This window comes from Bowmanella denitrificans (genome assembly GCF_039522935.1).
Classification (GTDB): Bacteria; Pseudomonadota; Gammaproteobacteria; order Enterobacterales; family Alteromonadaceae; genus Bowmanella; species Bowmanella denitrificans.
Genome location: NZ_BAAAEI010000015.1, coordinates 198,667 through 215,811, shown reverse-complemented (window position 1 = coordinate 215,811; position 17,145 = coordinate 198,667). Strand labels below are relative to the sequence as shown.

The 17,145-nt window shown below is 51.5% G+C and carries 15 protein-coding genes; 11 read left to right on the top strand and 4 right to left on the bottom strand.

Annotation, left to right across the window (positions count from 1 at the left end; genetic code table 11):
• Positions 1–44 precede the first annotated feature (44 nt).
• From ABD028_RS14535 to ABD028_RS14525, 3 genes are read left to right on the top strand one after another with little or no spacing between them, the layout of a single operon-like run.
• Positions 45–404, top strand: coding sequence for a hypothetical protein (locus ABD028_RS14535; RefSeq protein ID WP_343845857.1), 360 nt, complete (start codon positions 45–47; stop codon positions 402–404).
• A 26-nt stretch (positions 405–430) separates the two neighbouring features.
• Entirely contained in the window at positions 431–1,810 is a 1,380-nt protein-coding gene (locus ABD028_RS14530; protein ID WP_343845856.1) for a class II fumarate hydratase, read from the top strand.
• 14 nt (positions 1,811–1,824) lie between these two features.
• On the top strand, positions 1,825–2,232 hold the full coding sequence (locus ABD028_RS14525; protein WP_343845855.1) for a DUF2753 family protein: 408 nt from the start codon (positions 1,825–1,827) through the stop codon (positions 2,230–2,232).
• 32 nt (positions 2,233–2,264) lie between these two features.
• On the opposite strand, the gene ABD028_RS14520 is transcribed toward ABD028_RS14525, so the two are convergent.
• Entirely contained in the window at positions 2,265–3,398 is a 1,134-nt protein-coding gene (locus ABD028_RS14520) for a putative manganese transporter (protein WP_343845853.1), read from the bottom strand.
• A 482-nt stretch (positions 3,399–3,880) separates the two neighbouring features.
• A complete protein-coding gene (locus tag ABD028_RS14515; RefSeq protein WP_343845852.1) occupies positions 3,881–4,246 on the bottom strand; it encodes a DUF3718 domain-containing protein in 366 nt (121 codons plus the stop codon).
• A 360-nt stretch (positions 4,247–4,606) separates the two neighbouring features.
• Between ABD028_RS14515 and ABD028_RS14510 the strand changes: the two genes are divergently transcribed.
• The 6 genes from ABD028_RS14510 to ABD028_RS14485 all read left to right on the top strand — a co-directional run bounded on the left by ABD028_RS14510 (position 4,607) and on the right by ABD028_RS14485 (position 11,868).
• A complete protein-coding gene (locus ABD028_RS14510) occupies positions 4,607–5,860 on the top strand; it encodes an efflux RND transporter periplasmic adaptor subunit (protein WP_343845850.1) in 1,254 nt (417 codons plus the stop codon).
• A 33-nt stretch (positions 5,861–5,893) separates the two neighbouring features.
• Positions 5,894–6,607, top strand: coding sequence for an ABC transporter ATP-binding protein (locus ABD028_RS14505; RefSeq protein WP_343845848.1), 714 nt, complete (start codon positions 5,894–5,896; stop codon positions 6,605–6,607).
• A 1-nt stretch (position 6,608) separates the two neighbouring features.
• Entirely contained in the window at positions 6,609–7,922 is a 1,314-nt protein-coding gene (locus tag ABD028_RS14500; RefSeq protein ID WP_343845846.1) for an ABC transporter permease, read from the top strand.
• 10 nt (positions 7,923–7,932) lie between these two features.
• Positions 7,933–9,138, top strand: a complete 1,206-nt coding sequence (locus tag ABD028_RS14495) for an ABC transporter permease (protein ID WP_343845845.1) — start codon at positions 7,933–7,935, stop codon at positions 9,136–9,138.
• A gap of 103 nt (positions 9,139–9,241) precedes the next feature.
• Entirely contained in the window at positions 9,242–10,570 is a 1,329-nt protein-coding gene (locus ABD028_RS14490) for a sigma-54-dependent transcriptional regulator (protein WP_343845844.1), read from the top strand.
• Positions 10,570–11,868, top strand: a complete 1,299-nt coding sequence (locus ABD028_RS14485; protein WP_343845842.1) for a sensor histidine kinase — start codon at positions 10,570–10,572, stop codon at positions 11,866–11,868. The genes ABD028_RS14490 and ABD028_RS14485 overlap by 1 nt, the downstream gene beginning before the upstream one ends.
• A 75-nt stretch (positions 11,869–11,943) precedes the next feature.
• Here ABD028_RS14485 and ABD028_RS14480 read toward each other — a convergent pair whose 3' ends face one another.
• Positions 11,944–13,122 carry a DUF5009 domain-containing protein gene (locus ABD028_RS14480; protein ID WP_343845840.1) on the bottom strand — a complete coding sequence of 393 codons (1,179 nt, stop codon included), beginning with the start codon at positions 13,120–13,122 and terminating at the stop codon, positions 11,944–11,946.
• Between the two features lie 202 nt (positions 13,123–13,324).
• On the opposite strand from ABD028_RS14480, the gene ABD028_RS14475 reads away from it, so the two are divergent.
• The gene (locus ABD028_RS14475; RefSeq protein ID WP_343845839.1) at positions 13,325–15,193 is read left to right on the top strand and encodes an FTR1 family protein; all 1,869 of its coding nucleotides are present in this window, start codon (positions 13,325–13,327) and stop codon (positions 15,191–15,193) included.
• 180 nt (positions 15,194–15,373) lie between these two features.
• Positions 15,374–16,159: a hypothetical protein gene (locus ABD028_RS14470; RefSeq protein WP_102797145.1), complete on the top strand. Its 786-nt coding sequence runs from the start codon at positions 15,374–15,376 to the stop codon at positions 16,157–16,159.
• Between the two features lie 39 nt (positions 16,160–16,198).
• Here ABD028_RS14470 and ABD028_RS14465 read toward each other — a convergent pair whose 3' ends face one another.
• A complete protein-coding gene (locus tag ABD028_RS14465) occupies positions 16,199–17,095 on the bottom strand; it encodes a hypothetical protein (RefSeq protein ID WP_343845837.1) in 897 nt (298 codons plus the stop codon).
• Positions 17,096–17,145 lie beyond the last annotated feature (50 nt).

The window sequence follows — 17,145 nt, the reverse complement described above, 5'->3', positions numbered from 1 at the left end:
CAATAAGTAAATAATGCAAATGAGAATGGTTATCATGTGTGAGTATGAGGACACTGTTAGACAGACTGGATGATTTCAGTCAACGGGCGAATGTCAGATATGCCCTGCAACCGGATAATCCGGCGCTACTCTTTAATTATCTGCAGCACAATCGCATGTTGGCCGACAGTCATGCCTGCCGGCGAATGAAGCGTCGTTTACACCGCCAGGCGGTGCGTTTATTGCTTGATACTTTGTGTGACAACTGTATCGACCTGCACTGGCGGCATTTGTGCCTTGATCAGATACATCAACCGCTGCTGGCGTTGCAGAAATTGGCGCGCTCAGATCATGAGCGCCGCCAGGATAGTCATCTACTCTGTGAATTACGTCTTCTCAGCCATTATTTTTTGTCCGGGACCTGACCCGGATAACTAACCAGGGAGTCATGATGAAACAAACCCGCATGGAAAAAGACAGTATGGGCGAACTGCAGGTTCCTGCAGACGCCTTGTACGGCGCGCAAACCCAGCGCGCGGTGAACAACTTCAGTATCAGCCAGCGCACCATGCCGCCTGCCTTTATTCGCGCGTTGCTGCAGGTGAAAGCCGCTGCCGCCAAAGCCAATAAAGCGCTGGACACCCTGCCCGCCAGGATTGCCGATACCATCTGCGAAGTCTGTGACAGCTTGCAGCAAGACCGTGATTTGATGCAACACTTCCCCGTAGATGTGTTTCAAACCGGCTCAGGTACCAGTACCAATATGAATGCCAACGAGGTGATTGCCAAACTGGCGTCTGACAAGCTGGGCGAAACTATCAGCGCCAATGATCATGTTAATTGCAGCCAAAGCAGCAATGATGTCATTCCCACTACTATTCACATCAGTGCCGCTCTGGCGGTACATGGCGAGTTGCTGCCAGCTCTGCAACATCTCAGCAGGGTGCTGGAGGAAAAAGCCGGACAGGTCAAAGGCTACTGCAAGACGGGGCGCACCCATTTAATGGACGCCATGCCGGTTCGGCTGGATCAAACCCTGGGCGGCTGGCAGGCGCAAATCCAACAAAATATCCGTCAGTTGCAAGGGCTCCTGCCTGAGCTTTTGCAGGTGGCCCAGGGAGGCACAGCAGTAGGAACCGGGGTTAACGCCCATGTAAACTTTGCCCGGCTGTTCTGTGAACACCTTAGTCAGACATCCGGGCTGCTGTTTAAACCAGGCGATAACCTGTTTGCCCTGATTGCTACCCAGGATACCGCTGTCGCACTCTCGGGGGCGGCTAAAACCACAGCGGTGAGTCTGATGAAGATTGCCAATGATCTTCGCTGGATGAACTCCGGTCCATTGGCCGGGCTGGGCGAGATTAGTCTGCCCGCTCTGCAGCCAGGTTCGTCCATCATGCCCGGTAAGGTTAACCCGGTGATCCCTGAAGCCGTCGCTATGGCCGCAGCGCAGGTCATGGGCAATGATGTGGCCATAGGGATTGGCGGGCAGTCCGGTAATTTTGAGTTAAATGTCATGCTGCCAATGATTGCAGCCAACTTGCTGGATAGCCTGGCCTTGCTTAGCAGCAGTGCCACGCATCTGGCTGATAAAGCCATCGCCGGTTTTACCGTCAACGGCGAGCGTCTGGAACAGGCACTGCATCGCAATCCTATTCTGGTCACGGCGCTTAATCCGGTTATCGGCTACCTGAAAGCCGCTGACATTGCCAAACAGGCATACCAGCAGCAACGACCCATAGTTGATGTGGCCGAGGAGCAGACCGATTTGTCCCGCGAAGAGTTACTGCGCTTGTTAGACCCGGTCAAACTGACAGACGGAGGAATCTGATCATGGTGGCCTGCATGGAAAGGTGGCAGAGCCATATCATGGCAGGTAATGATTGCCTGGCGGATCGCCAGTTATGGGCGGCCATTGCCCATTACCAGCGTGCCATTGCCGAAGCGGAACAGTTGCTGGATGAGGAATGTGACGCTAAGGCGGCTGTGACGGCGCTGGTGGTCAGTTACCATAATCTGGCCGATCTATATAGCCGTGAAGCAGAGCCGAAGCTGGCGGAAGGCCAGTTGCGCAAGGTGCATGAATTTGTTTTGTCTGCCATGCGCCACAACGGTAATAACCAGGCCATGGCACAGGCGCTGAATTGGGCGTTTACCAAGACATATCAGGCCCTGGTGGAGCATTACCGCCAGTATGGGGATGGTCAGGATTGTCTGGTGCCATTTCCCACATCATCTCAGTCTTTGCATTAAAGCGCGCTTTCCGCGCTTTTTCTGCGCTCCTGTCAGGCTTCTACCAGCCAGTACCAGCCATAGCCAAAAAGCAGGGCCGGGACGGCGCTATACAAAGTAGCCCAAAGTGCCGCTTTACCATTGATGGCCAGGGTGGGGAATAGCGCATCGCCGTCGTTGCCGATCGCGTTTGCCAGTAAGGCTGAAAAAGGTACCTGACCATGCAGATACAAAGTGGTTAGCAGAATTTGTGGACCACAGCCCGGCAAAAGACCGACAAGCAGGCCTAGCATAGGCATCCATACAGCGCCAGCACCAGTAACCGCTGCCAGATTCAAGCCGCCGAAGTGGTCAAGAATCGCATACAGAACAAAAGCACCTATCACCCAGGAACTGACAAATAAGGTCTCGTCCTGGGCCTTCAGTAAAGCTGATTGCTTGTTGTTGTAATGGATAGTGGCAGGGGAGAGACACCAAATTACCATGCCCAAAAACAGCGCCGTTAAAGCTATGCTGTCCTGAATCTGCGCCAGCAAAACAGAAGGTTGCCATTGCAACAGTCCTGCAATAGCAAAGCACAATCCCGGTATGCCGAGCAGCAGATACAGATAGTCGAAGGGCGTGGCTTTTCTGGGTGCAATAACTTGCACGTCACTGTGTCTGGTGCGGGCCGGCACATATAGGTTCAGCACGTCCACCAGGTAGCCGCTGATAATGGCAGCTGCTGCGGCCAGTGCAAATACCTTTAGGGCCGTAACAGGCTGATTAAACAACAGCAAAAATGCTGCATCGCCCATGGTGGCAGTCAGTGTGGCGACCAGAGCGCCCATGGATATTTTACCTGCCGAGTAGGCCGTGGCGACCATGACTGCACCGCCACATCCTGGTAGTACACCCAGTAAGGTGGCAATAGGCACCTGCCATAAGGGATTTTGTCTGAGCAAGTCTGCCAGATCCACGTTAAGGCCCTGCTCAATGGTGTAAAACAGTAACAGGGTTGCCAGTACAAACACCGACACACCCAGATAAGCATCCACCAGACTCTGACGGATCAATTCCGCCAGTGGCCCCGGCAGCAACAGGTTGATAATCAATGCGACCAGCAGCAGTATACGCCAGCCTCTTGCTTGCCAGAATGGCGCTAGCTGGGTGAGTTGACTAAATTGTTTAGCACCTTGTCTAAGCAAACTGTCGTCACCTAAAAAAACGGCGAGATAACTCGCCGTAAATACCAAATAGGGCATCAACCCAAGGTAGACCAGTAAACATGGGAGACCTTGGATATATTTCTTTAAATGAGAATGATTGTCAATTGCTTTGGGTGTTTTTGTTTTTGTTCTGATTTAGCCAACTTGCCAACGGGGTAGAGCCGGATACCTGTGTTTCGGCCCAGCCGTGTTTTCAGACCTCAAGATTTTCTTCGGATTGGCGGGAATGGGATTTGGATCACCCGCAATTGCTGATTATCACTGGCCGGGAGTAGCAGGCTTGCTGACGCATCTCTACAGCCCATTTACCGGGGCAGGTATCATTATCGGATGACTTTTTGCCTGTTGTTAAGCAAGGCTTCGCCCGCCTGATGGAAAGTAGCCAAACCAGCCAGGTAGTGAAGGCCTGAATAGCTGGTTTGGCCGGATAACGATGCCCGTCCCCTGAAACGGGTAGTCGCTTATTCGCCGCTTACCTGGATAATCCTGACTCTATTGTCTCGTGGTACTTCGGCGATATCTTTAATTTCCGTATAGGTTGCCTGTGGGTTAAGCCGATTGAGCTGTCGGGCTACCCTTAGATTGCCGGCCTGATAGGCAAAATCGCCTATGGCACTGCCGTTACAGCTGACTTTCTCCGAAATAACACGAAGTTTTAAGCCAGATTGTTTTTGTTGCAGGTGAAAATTCACCGGCGCATCCGTGGCAGCGCTGACACACAGCTTGCTCGTCAGACTGTCATCCGCAGCGACATAAATAGTCTTGGCGGACACCACCGTCGGACCAAGCAGTAAAGTGGCACACAGCAGTTTATTCAGGGGGTGCATAATCAGTTCCTTTATTGGAGGGGCCCAATGCCCGCATCCAAGTTTCGCTAATCCGTAGAAAAATGCTGTAAACCACCTATGTGCAATTGTAAGCAAGCGTACAAAAGTGTCCGCAGCGGACACTTTTTCTGTCCGCGGACAGCTTCTAAAATCAAGGGGAAGTTGAAAAAATATTTAAATACAATAGCTTATGTGTTTTTTAAAAAGTGGCATAGGGCTGGCTTTAATGTCTGCAGGAAGCAAATTAAAACCGGAGTGTCCCATGCAATTACTGATGATTTATCTAACTGTTCCTTTGATGCTTTGTGCTCTGGCACCTGTGATTGAACTATGCACCGAATTCAGCAACGGGAGAGTGAAATGATCCGTGATACCAGTGGCCAGGATATGCTGGTACAAAGCACCCCCGGGCAAGTCTGGCGCAAGCGTGCGGCAGTGGCCGCCATAGTGCTGGCGTCTGTGGGGACACTGGCCTGGTTAAGTGGGGCTGAGTCGAGTCAGTCAGTGAATGGCGCCGGGCTGTTAACAGCCAAAGTAGAGCGCGGTACCCTGGTACGGGATGTCGCTGCAACAGGCCATATTGTGGCGGCCAATGCCCCGGTGCTGTACAGCCCGCAACCAGGCCATGTACGGCTGCTGGCCGAGCCCGGCGATGAAGTTGCGGTAAATCAGATTGTGGCCGAGGTAAACAGCCCTGAACTTGCCAACAATTTGAAGCAGCAACAATCCGTATTGGCGTCACTGCAAGGTGAGCTGGAAGGTCGACGCCTGGATGCCAGGGCGCAGGAACTGGCACTGACCCGTACCCTGGAGCTGGCCAAAGTGGATTTGGATGCGGCTGTGCGTGAAGAACGCCGTGCCCAGCAGTCCATGCAACGCCAGTTAATCAGTCAACGTGATTTCGACCAGGCCATTGACGACCTGGCCAGGGCCGAACTTAATCACAGATTAGCCGCGCAGGAAGTACAGATAGCCAAAGATACCCTGGCTTTTGAATTAAAAAGCGCTGGTATTGCCATAGCGCGCCAGCAACTAGTGGTGGAAGAGTTGGAACGACAGGTTGACAGTCTGACCATACGTGCGCCGGTTAAAGGCATTGTCGGTAACCATCTGGTGGAGCAGATGGCCGCGGTCAGTCAAAGCCAACCATTGATTACCCTGGTGGACTTAAGCGCCTTTGAAGCGGAATTACAGGTACCAGAAAGTTACGCCGACGAGCTGGGACTGGGTATGGATGTGGAATTGCAACTGGCCGGTACCACCCTGAGCGGACAGCTTAAGGCTATTTCGCCGGAAGTGCGGGATCGCCAGGTGACTACCCGTGTCAGATTACTGGATCAGCCTCAGGGACTGCGTCAAAACCAGCGCCTGTCAGCACGTATCCTGCTGGAAAATCGCCCGGATACCTTAATGGTAAAACGTGGCGCCTTCTTACAAAGCGGTGGCAGCCTGGGTTACAAGGTTGAAGGCGAAACCGCCTATCGTACCGCCATTCGCACCGGAGCCAGCAGTATCAGCCATGTGGAATTACTCAGTGGTGTGAAGGAGGGCGATACCCTGATTATCTCGAGCCTGGATACATTTGAAAATCAAGAAAAAGTGATGTTGCGCTAAGCGGCATCCCAGAATAACGAAAAGGAAAAGAACATGCTTAACATGACCAATATCAGCAAAGTGTATCGCAGTGAAATGGTACAAACTCATGCACTTAGGGATTTTAATCTGCAGGTGAATGAAGGCGAATTTATTGCCGTCACCGGTCCGTCTGGCTCAGGCAAAACCACTTTTTTAAATATTGCCGGTATGCTGGAAACCTACACTGGTGGCACTTATGAGCTAGACGGTATCAATGTCGGCAAACTATCGGATAACGGCCGCGCTGAACTGAGAAACCAGAAAATCGGTTTTATCTTTCAGGGCTTTAACCTGATCCCTGATCTGAATCTGTACGAAAACGTGGAAGTACCGCTGCGTTATCGCGGCATTAAAGCGGCTGAGCGTAAGCGCCGCATTGAGCGCTGCCTGGAGCAGGTTGGTTTGGGTGCCCGTGCCAAGCATGTACCGGCGCAGCTTTCTGGTGGACAGCAGCAACGGGTGGCCATTGCCCGGGCGCTGGCCGGTGAGCCTCGTTTTCTGCTGGCGGATGAACCTACCGGTAATCTGGACAGTCTGATGGCCCGCCAGGTGATGGAGCTGCTGGAAAGCATCAATAAAGACGGTGCCACCATCATAATGGTCACCCACGATCCGGAGCTGGCCCGCCGTGCTCAGCGTAATATTCAGGTGGTGGACGGTCAGATCTGCGACTTCAAGCTTTATCAGGGTGGGGCTGAACAACAACGCGCCACGGCAGGAGCCTGAGATGTTTATTCATTATATTGATCTTGCCTGGCGCAGCTTAAAGCGCACACCCATCGTCAGTTTGCTGATGCTGCTGGCCATTGCCATCGGTATCGGTATTACCATGACCAGTTTGTCTGTTTATCACATGATGTCGGCCAACCCTATGCAGCACAAAGATGAGCAGATTTTTGCTGTACAGCTTCGCACTATGGATCAGGACGCCAGCTGGTGGACAGTCGATAACCTGCCGCACCAATTAACCTATCAGGATGCCATGAACCTGCGCCAAAGCCCGGTGCCGTTTCGCCAGACTGCCATGCTGAAAACCGGTTTTGGGGTAAAACCCGACAACGCCAATATTGCCCCCTTTATGGAGGTGGCGCGTGCCGCAGACAGCGATTTTTTTGCCATGTTTGAAGTGCCTTTTGCGCACGGCGGCCCCTGGGACAAAAGTATTGATCTGCAAGGCCAGACAGTGGCCGTGATTGGTGCCGAAATGAATCGCAAATTGTTTGGTGGCGGCAATAACGTGGGGAAAGACATTGTGCTGGATTCTGTTGCCTACCGTGTTGTCGGCATTCTGGCTGACTGGAAACTGGCACCACAGATATATGACCTGAATAATGGTGCCTGGGGTAATAATGAACAGTTGTTTATTCCCTTTTCCCTGCTGCCCACCGAGGAGCTAAAGAGCTGGGGTAACAACAACGGCTGGAAATATGAAGAGCAGAAAACCTACCAGGATAAGTTGAATTCAGAAGTGGTGTGGTTGCAGTACCGGGTGGAACTGACCGATAAGCAGATGCAGCAGGATTATCGTGACTATCTGGCTGGTTATATCAAACAACAGCAACAACTGGGGCGTTTTAACCGTGACGATGCACAAGGAGACATTAAATACATCAGTCAGTGGCTGGATTATCGCGAAGTGGTCAGCGATGACAACAAGGTTTTAGTCGGGTTGAGTTTTATGTTTCTGGCGGTATGCCTGGCTAATATCCTGAGTTTGCTGTTGGCCAAATTCCTCAAACGTGCCCCGGAAATTGGCGTACGCCGCGCATTGGGGGCCAGCAAAACCCAGGTGTTTATGCAGCACTTGGTGGAAGTCGGCATGTTGGGGCTGGCCGGCGGTGTGCTGGGCCTGGCCATCGCCCAGTTGGGGCTGCATTTGCTGCGTAGTGGCTTCAGCCGCTATGAGGAGGTAGCACAGATGGATCTGACCATGTGGCTGGCTGCTCCCACTATTTCCATCCTGGCCTGCTTGCTGGCCGGTTGTTATCCGGCCTGGAAGGTCTGTCGTACCACGCCAGCCCTGTACCTGAAAACCCAATAGGAGTTAGCCCATGTCTGAATTAAGACCCATCTTCAACGCACTGATGCGTGGTAAAACCGGTGCACTGCTATTGATTATGCAAGTGGCCGTCACCCTGGCTATCGTCAGTAATGCCGCATTTATTATCAATGACAGGCTGACTTATCTGCATCAGGAAACCGGTTTACAGGACCAGAACCTGTTCAGGTTCAATCTCTACACTTTCGGCAAACAAGTGGATATTCGCCAGCAACAGGAAGTGGACGAAACCCTGCTACGTAACATTCCCGGGGTGGCGGACGCGGTGGTAATAAACCAGGTGCCCTTGTCTGGTAGTGGTGATTCTACCAGCTTTAACTTAAAGCCCTCACCTCAGCAAAGTCAAAGCGAGCGTGCGGCGTTTTTTATGGCCGATGAGCATTTGCTCAATACTCTGGGGGTAAAACTGGAAGAAGGACGGAATTTTACTGCGGCCGATGTCGTGTATTCCCAGTATTATGATAAAAATGCCGCTGTGGCTCTGGTCACCCGTCAGTTTATCGATGGTTTATTTCCTGCCGGGGATGGCCTGGGGCAAACCATGTATCTAGGTGATATCCCTTTGAAAATCATTGGCATAGTCGCTCCCATGAAAGGCCCGTGGCTAAAGGATGAAAAACCCGACAATGTGGTGCTGATTCCGCAGGTTGAAGGGGTGGCGTTTAAGCGCGTGCTGGTTAGAACCGAAGCCGGACGCCGTGACGAAGTGATGCAACAGGTCGCGCCTGTGCTATTAGCTTCAGAGTCTGAGCGGGTGGTCAGTAATATAAAGGGGGTGGACGAACTACTGGCGACCTATAACAGTCAGGATAAATTGATGAGCAATATGTTGTTGGTGCTGATTTGTGTGCTGTTGTTGGTGACAGCCCTTGGGATTAGTGGCCTAGCCTTGTTTAATGTGGGGCGTCGTACTCGTCAGATCGGTACCCGCCGTGCCCTGGGAGCAAAGAAATCTGACATCTTGCGCTACTTTCTGCTGGAAAACAGTCTGGTCAGCATTAGCGGTATGATACTAGGCAGTATTCTGGCACTGGCCATGAGTGATGTGTTGATGCGCCACTACTCGCTGCCGCGTCTGGACAACTGGTTTATTTTGTACAGCTTGTGCGGTATCTACCTGATGGGCATGTTAGCTGTTTACTGGCCAGCCCTGCGCGCAGCACAGATTGCGCCCAGTATTGCCACCCGTAATGTATGAGACATCGTGCTTGGTGTTAATAAGCAACAGGCTTATTAACCACATTTTACTGAAGTAAATGGTGTCGGGCTAAAGCCCGACCCACACAAAAAGACGATAATAGATGGAAAAAATCCTGATAGTGGATGACAACCAGGCGGTATTGAATGCCCTGAGCTTGTTGCTGGAGATTCATGGTTACCAACCCGTGCTGGCATCAGGCCCGGCTGAAGCGGTAAAAGCAGTGATGTACCAGCGCATCGCCCTGGTGATCCAGGATATGAATTTCACAGCTGATACCACCTCAGGCGAGGAGGGCAAAGCGCTTTTTTACCAGCTTAGAGAGATCAATCCTAACCTGCCGATAATTCTGATCACAGCCTGGACAGAGCTCGAAGCAGCGGTGTCGCTGGTGAAGGATGGTGCAGCCGATTATCTGGCCAAGCCCTGGGATGACGCTAAGCTGCTAACCAGTATTGCCAATTTACTGCAGCTAGGTAGTGCCCTGGAGGAAAACCAGCGATTTCGGCAGATTCAGCGTCAGCAGCAGGCAGAGCTGAACAAGAATAATTTATGTGGTCTGGTGTATGGCAGCCATGCTATGCAGCGGCTGGTGGATATGGCGCTGCAGCTGGCAAAATCGGATGTATCGGTATTGATTACCGGCCCTAATGGCGCAGGAAAGGACCGCATTGCCGGTATTATTCAGGCCAATTCACCGCTAAAAGACAAAGCCTTTATTAAGGTTAATGCCGGTGCATTACCCAAAGAGCTGATAGAAGCCGAGCTGTTTGGCGCCGAAGCGGGTGCTTACACAGGTAATAATGCCAGACGGGTTGGGCGCTTTGAAGCTGCTGACGGTGGCACCTTGTTTTTGGATGAAATAGGCAACCTGCCGTTATCCGGCCAAATCAAACTGCTTAGGGTTTTACAAACCGGTGAGTTTGAGCGACTGGGATCCACCGCCACCCAAAAAGTAAAGGTGCGGGTCATATCTGCTACCAATGCCGATTTGCAGCAAGATATCCAGGCCGGGCGCTTTCGCGAAGACTTGTATTATCGCCTGAATGTGGTGGAGCTTAGCCTGCCACCCTTAGGGCAGCGTAGGGATGATATTCTGCCCCTGATTCAACACTTTTTACCTGGTCGTGAGTGGTCACTGTCTGCTGAGCGTGCTTTATTAGCCTATTCCTGGCCAGGCAATGTGCGGGAACTGGAGAACGCCTGCAAAAGAGTCAGCGTGCTGTTTCCCGAGGGCATACTGGAAGCGGAACATTTTGCTTTGCAGGATCGTGGGTCGCAACCCGCGCCGCAAACCAGCGCCGAACCGGGACCGGAAGAAATTCAACAGGCCATGGATAAACATCAGGGCGTGGTTGCTAAAGTGGCGCGTGAACTTGGCATGAGTCGCCAGGCGTTATACCGGCGCCTGGAAAAGTACGGGCTGATTTAATGTTCAAACTGAAGTTCCAACTTATTTTAAGTGCGCTGGTGGCGATTCTGGCCAGTGCTGGTGTTTATGCGGTAACGCTGGAAGTGCCCCTGAGTAAGTTGATATTGGTCACATTGTTTGCCCTGCTGCTGGCCATCTGTCTTTGTCATTATCTGTTCGATGGGGTGGCAAGGCGCCTGACCGCGCTGGAAACCGGCCTGTTGAATTTCCGCGATAATGAGTTTGGTGTCAGCCTGGCAGTGGAGGGCAAAGATGAAATCAGCCAGCTGGCAAGCTTGTACAATGAGACATCAAACCGGCTCAGACAGGAAAAACAGTGGATTTATCAGCGTGAGCTGATGCTCGACAAAGTTCTGCAAAGCTCGCCGTTGGCGGTGTTGTTACTGGATAACAGCGACAGAGTTATTTTCGCCAATGCCAGTGCCAGAGAATTGCTCACGGCTGGCAACCGGATTGAAGGCATGAGTCTGGGAGATTTGCTCAAAAACCAGCCACAAGCCATGCAAGATGCGGTGGATTCTGGTCGGGACGGGCTGTTTAGCCTGGGAGACAGTGAGGATGACAGCAGCCAGCAAACCTGGCATTTGTCTCATGGCAACTTTTTGATGAATGGCAACCAGCATAAGCTATTGCTGTTCAAGCAACTTACCCGCGAATTAAGCCGTCAGGAAGTGCAGATTTGGAAAAAGGTCATTCGGGTTATCAGTCATGAGCTGAATAACTCCCTGGCACCAATTTCGTCCATGGTACATTCGGGCAAGTTGTTGGCCGAACAGCATCAGGAAGCTCGCCTGGCCATGGTATTTGACACTATCGGCGAACGTGCCAGCCATCTAACCAGCTTTATTCTTGGCTATGCCAAATTTGCCAAATTGCCGCAACCGAATCGAGTGCGGGTGGAATGGCCGACTTTTATTCAGGCGCTGGCCAGCCAGTGGCCCTTCCGATTAGTGGGCGATTTGCCACAGGAGCCGGGCTATTTTGACCCGGCACAGTTGCAACAGGTACTGATTAATCTGCTGAAGAACGCCACTGAATCCGGTTCCTCGCCTGCCGATATCAGCCTGAGCATACGCCAGTTGGAAAATAGTCTGGTGATTGAAGTCAGTGATGGCGGCAGTGGTATGAGTGACACGGTGTTAACGCAGGCGCTGCTACCTTTTTATTCCACCAAGAGTGAGGGTACCGGGCTGGGTCTGGCCTTGTGCCGGGAAATTATTGAGGCCCATGATGGCCGTATCAGCCTGGCCAATCGCGTGGAAGGTGGCCTGAAAGTCAGTCTTTACTTACCCATGTAAGAGTTCTCGCAGAGTGAGCCGCAGCGTTTAGCGCGGGCCTCTGCGAGAGTATTTGTCGATATCTGGTCACCGACCCTAAAGTTTTAAGCGAATGCCGATACGGTTAAGCAGGGTCACCAATACCATCATCGCCAGGGCAAACAGCAGACTCCACAACATTCCTGGTATGCCGGATGACAGAAATTCCGGGCGCAGGGTTAACCCCAGGCTGCCAAGGCCGGCGGCAATAATATAAGGCAGAATATAAATCAGCAGTGGGTTATTGGCCGCAGGTTCAAATGCTTTGACCATGGCGGTGTGCCTCTTTACCTCAATCAACTGATAAAACAGCGCAAACAGCAGACTACAGAAAAATACACTCAGTAGTGCCCAGCTTGGGGTGGCCCAGATCTTTGAAATTGGCCAAAGCTGGCAACTGATATAGGCCAGCGCGGCGCTGACCACAATATAAATACCCAGATTCATTTGGCGTTTAGGATAGTCGGCATGGAAGCACAGTAATGACATCAGTGTACCGGCCAGCACCATGGCAGTATGGGTGTGGTTACGGTTTTCCTGAGCGAACCAGCCCAGCAAGCCTGACTGCCCCTCAAATGGCTGAAACAGGGCGAACAGCGCGATAAAGCCAAGGGCTATCAAGCTAAGCAGCAACGGTCGCTGTCCGACTAACAAATACGCTATCAGCGCAAACAAATATGCCCAGCCGATTAACCCTAGTATTCCCCACCATTGTGGCGTCATTCCACTATTTTGGGGGCCTTGAAACAGCCACCATAGCGCTATCAGACCGGCGATTCCGACGGCCCTCACCAGCCACTGTTGACTGTGACTCCAACCCTTGGGCAGGCTGCACCAGACCAGCAATACCGACAGGTACATGCAAAAGGTCCACAAATGAATACTAATTGGCATGGCGGATTCGTCATAACCACCAATACTGTTGACCATATAAAAACCAATCACAATCAGGCCGAAAGCACGTACCAAGCCATGACGGAATACCCCCCATGCGTTGTCGCCTTTATTGAGTCTGGCCTGTACCGCAAAAGGAATAGACATACCGACGATAAACAAAAAGGCCGGAAACACCAGATCGACAAAGGTCATGGTATCGGCATCGGCCGCCACATGTTTCATCCAGCCGGGTATATCGCTAATACCTGCCAGCTCATTCACAAATACCATGACCAGAATGGTCAGGCCGCGGAACAGGTCGATGGAAAGAATTCTTCCTGAAGCTAAGGTGGACATCATAGATCCCTGTAAGATTCGATGCCCAGAAACTACTGAATTCTTAACCTCTGTGCAACAAATTAACATGCATTACCTGCTTGTTTGTTAGTTGGTAACCTTGCAATGCGACCAACAACAGAGTTTCATATGCAATCGAGAGTTGTTCTCAAGCAGGCGGGATGAAATAATAAACAAGAATAGTTATTAGTAGATGGTGCAATAAATGAAGAGGTTTAACTGGGCCCTGACCCTGCTGTTTTTTGGTCTGACGGCCCACCTGGCACAAGCGTCAGGGCCTGGTCCCGAGCGGATCCTGCATTTGCTTTCCTATGTCGGTGTGGACTATCCCATGACAGTGGCCGATGGTCAGATAGTGGATCAAGGCGAATATGTGGAGCAGGTTGAGTTTGCCGAAGCGGTGGAGCAGATCCTGCAAAATTTACCGGCCACGGTGCAAAGCCCACAGCTGTTAGAAGACAGCCGCACCCTGAAGCGCCTGATTGATGAAAGGCGTCCAGGTCAGGAAATCAAGGCCATGACCGCTAAGCTGAGCGAAGCCGTGACTAAGGCCTATGACATTAAACTTGCCCCCAGAGGCACACCTGAACCTCTGTCGGTAGCCAATCTGTATCAGCAGATGTGTTCTGCCTGCCATGGTGCAACGGGGTTAGGCGACGGTATTGCCGGAGCCGGTATGGAACCTGCACCGGCGAATTTTCACGATACCGAACGTATGAACGAACTGACCCTGTTTGGTTTATACAACACTATTACCCTGGGCGTTGAGGGAACGGGAATGGCAAGTTATGCCAACCTGTCTGAAAGTCAGCGCTGGTCATTGGCGGCTTTTGTGGCCGGATACGTAACCGAACGGCCACAGGGCAAAGTGACATCACCCTTTAACCTGGACCAACTGGCTACCCTGACCCCGGTGCAAGTTCAAGCGCAAGGACAGAATGTCGAGCAGTTTGTACAGTTACGTGCCCATCCGGATGTCATCGAGTCTGACAAACCGGCACCGCTGGTATTTGCCAAACAAACGCTGGCTCAGTCCTGGCAGGCCGTTGAAGCAGGGGATTTCGAGCAGGCATATCAGCTTTCCATCGGTGCATATCTGGAAGGCTTTGAATTGGTGGAAGCCAGTCTGGATAACCTGGATAAGGCCCTGCGTAAGGATATTGAGCTGGCTATGTTTGCCTACCGTGACGGCCTGCGTGACAGATTAAGCTTGGACGAGTTGCAAGGCCGCTATAACCGGGCCCAATCCGCTTTGGATCAGGCGCAGATTTTGTTGGATGAAGGTGGGTTATCACCGCTGCTGAGCTTTATCGCCTCTTTAATCATTTTGTTACGTGAAGGCCTTGAAGCCATATTGGTACTGGCGGCAATCTTTGCATTTTTAAAGCGCTCTGGTGCTACCTCCAGTTTGAAATATGTACACAGCGGTTGGATTGCCGCATTGGTCTGTGGTCTGGCGACCTGGGCGGTGGCCAGCTATCTGTTTAATATATCCGGTGCCAGCCGGGAGCTCACCGAAGGTATGACAGCATTGCTTGCTACAGCTATTTTGCTGTGGGTGGGGATCTGGATGCATTCCAAGGCTCATGCCAGCAATTGGCAGCAGTATATTAAAGACAAGCTGAGTGCCAGTTTGTCTTCAGGGCAGAATATCGGTTTTGCGGTCCTGGCCTTTGTGGCGGTATACCGGGAAATCTTCGAAATTATCCTGTTTTATCAAGCGTTGTGGTTACAGGCTGGCCCCGAAGGGCAACAGGCTGTGATTTTCGGCATGCTGGCGGCGGCTGTTTTGTTGGTGGTACTTAGTGTGGTTATCTTCAAACTGGCAATGCGGGTGCCGGTGGGCATGTTCTTTAAGGTGAATGCCGCCATTATGTTTGCGCTGGCGGTTATTTTTGCCGGTCGCGGTATCGCTGCATTGCAGGAAACCGGCAGTATTGTCAGTATCCCACTGAATCTGCCGGAAGCAACCTGGCTGGGTATTTACGCAGATGGTGTGACCCTGATGTCGCAGGCTGTGCTGATTGCCCTGATAGCGTTAATGACCGTCTATCAGCGAAAAGCCAGGATCTAATGCAAAAAGCGGCGCTAAGGCGCCGTTTTTTTGTCTTTGCCTTGGTTACATTTATTTGCATTTGGTGGCATTTGATCACATGACAGCGTTGTCATTGGTGGTTTAGTATCCTTAACGAGCTCAAAACAAGATGGATCTGTCTTTCATGCTACTTATTTATTTTTGAAAGGAATTAACGGAATGAAATTGAATAAGCTCGTTTTAGCGATAGGTATTGCCTGTGTTTCTGTCAATGCTGTGGCTGCCCCGCAAGTTGTTTACGACAATGACGGTTTTAAACGTGATTCTGCCTATAACCAAGGGCCGGTGACGACTATTTCCACTGCCGAGGTAAACTACGGCACGGTTAAAGCTTATGTCCGTCATGGCGGCAATGCGTCCTGCACCGAAGCTGGTCTGTATAATGCCGAAGATGGTACCCTGATTAACCCTGGCCGCATCGGTCCGTTTGGAACTCCTTTGGTGGACCAGGTTGAGACCGGTTTCGATGAAAGATTTGCCACAGTGCATAAATACCTGCAGGTACAATGCACAGATCTGGATGGTCAGCAGTTTGCCATCCGTCATAATATCCCGCGCGCCCCCAAAATGACCTGGGACGCCACACTGACGCCCAACGGCTACTACCATGAGCGTCCGACTAAGCCCTGGGAGCCTGGTTACCCATATCAGGACCAGTTTGAGTACAGCGGTATTCTGTCTGTGACCAACTATGCAACTGATGGCGTATGCTATATCAGTCAGGACCATGGTCGTTCGCTTGAAGTGTTTAACGGCGAAAACAGCAAGTATGGCTTTGATACAGATGTCTTCACTGGCCAGAAAATTCATCGTAATGAGCTGCCTAACCTGTATCAGGAAATCACCTGCCGCAATGCCGGTGGTACCACTGTATACAGTAAGGTTTGGGATTTGACTCAGCCAGATAGCATTCCTCTGGATAGCGAGAACATCTCATACAGATAGTTCCCTTTAGCTAAATAAAAAGCAGCTTCGGCTGCTTTTTTACTGGCTGGCAAATGTGTAGCTGAGACCAATCTGTATGCGGCTGGTGTCAGTATCAGCATAATGCTCTGCTTTGGCGAACCAACCTAAGCCACTGCTGTTCAGTTTGCCGTCCAATTCAAAGGCCAGGGCATGGCCATATTCGAGAAAGTCTTCGGTAAGTTCGGCACGTTGGCCAAAGCCTTTATCCACATAGCTGTAGTGAGTGAAAAACTCGGCACCGAGCCAGGCCAGTGGCATGCCCATACTCAATACCATTTTAATTCTGCTACTGTCGAGCCTGTCGATAAGCTCAATGGCGAAGTATTGAGCGCGAGTATTCTGATAACGAAGTTCGCCCCTGAAGAAATTGTCTCCCAACATATGCTCCAGGCTTAGCTCGTAGCCTATGGATGAGTTTATTTGGCTGGTAAATTCAAGCTCCAGATAGTTCAGACTATGCAGTTTTTGCCAGGCATTGGCATCGTCAATATGGGCCAGTTCGCCCGCCACCAGCTCCAACTGACTGTCTGGGCTGACTTGTTGTACATGCCGAATACCGCTTATCCAGCCATCCTTTGACAGCCCGGTGGAGGCTACATCGCCCTTGTAAGTGGGAATAACGCCAAGTTCGGTTTTACCTTGGCTATCTTGATGGCGAATAAAAAAGCGACGCATGTAAAGATGGTCGGCCTTCCCTTCGTCCAACGTGTTATGGCTGGATGCAAAGGCGTTACCGGTAGCGACAAAAGCATGCAAGCTCCAGGCATCATTAACATTGAAGGACGGATAAATTCGCAGGCGATATTGGTAGCGCAGGTCCTTGCCTGAGCGATCATCCAGCCTTATCTGACTAGCCACTTTGCTTTGCAGGCCCTCAGCTTGCCCTGCCTGTGCCACTAAGACTGACTGTAGCAATAACAAACTGCTTAATATGGATTGCGATCTTTTCAATGGTGCGTGGCCTT

Bases quoted from the DNA above. Each gene is read 5' to 3' on its own strand.
- ABD028_RS14500 (WP_343845846.1), top strand. From the start codon at position 6,609: ATGTTTATTCATTATATTGATCTTGCCTGGCGCAGCTTAAAGCGCACA.
- ABD028_RS14515 (WP_343845852.1), bottom strand. From the start codon at position 4,246: ATGCACCCCCTGAATAAACTGCTGTGTGCCACTTTACTGCTTGGTCCG.
- ABD028_RS14530 (WP_343845856.1), top strand. From the start codon at position 431: ATGAAACAAACCCGCATGGAAAAAGACAGTATGGGCGAACTGCAGGTT.
- ABD028_RS14485 (WP_343845842.1), top strand. From the start codon at position 10,570: ATGTTCAAACTGAAGTTCCAACTTATTTTAAGTGCGCTGGTGGCGATT.
- ABD028_RS14470 (WP_102797145.1), top strand. From the start codon at position 15,374: ATGAAATTGAATAAGCTCGTTTTAGCGATAGGTATTGCCTGTGTTTCT.
- ABD028_RS14510 (WP_343845850.1), top strand. From the start codon at position 4,607: ATGATCCGTGATACCAGTGGCCAGGATATGCTGGTACAAAGCACCCCC.
- ABD028_RS14535 (WP_343845857.1), top strand. From the start codon at position 45: ATGAGGACACTGTTAGACAGACTGGATGATTTCAGTCAACGGGCGAAT.
- ABD028_RS14495 (WP_343845845.1), top strand. From the start codon at position 7,933: ATGTCTGAATTAAGACCCATCTTCAACGCACTGATGCGTGGTAAAACC.
- ABD028_RS14475 (WP_343845839.1), top strand. From the start codon at position 13,325: ATGAAGAGGTTTAACTGGGCCCTGACCCTGCTGTTTTTTGGTCTGACG.
- ABD028_RS14480 (WP_343845840.1), bottom strand. From the start codon at position 13,122: ATGATGTCCACCTTAGCTTCAGGAAGAATTCTTTCCATCGACCTGTTC.
- ABD028_RS14525 (WP_343845855.1), top strand. From the start codon at position 1,825: ATGGAAAGGTGGCAGAGCCATATCATGGCAGGTAATGATTGCCTGGCG.
- ABD028_RS14505 (WP_343845848.1), top strand. From the start codon at position 5,894: ATGCTTAACATGACCAATATCAGCAAAGTGTATCGCAGTGAAATGGTA.
- ABD028_RS14490 (WP_343845844.1), top strand. From the start codon at position 9,242: ATGGAAAAAATCCTGATAGTGGATGACAACCAGGCGGTATTGAATGCC.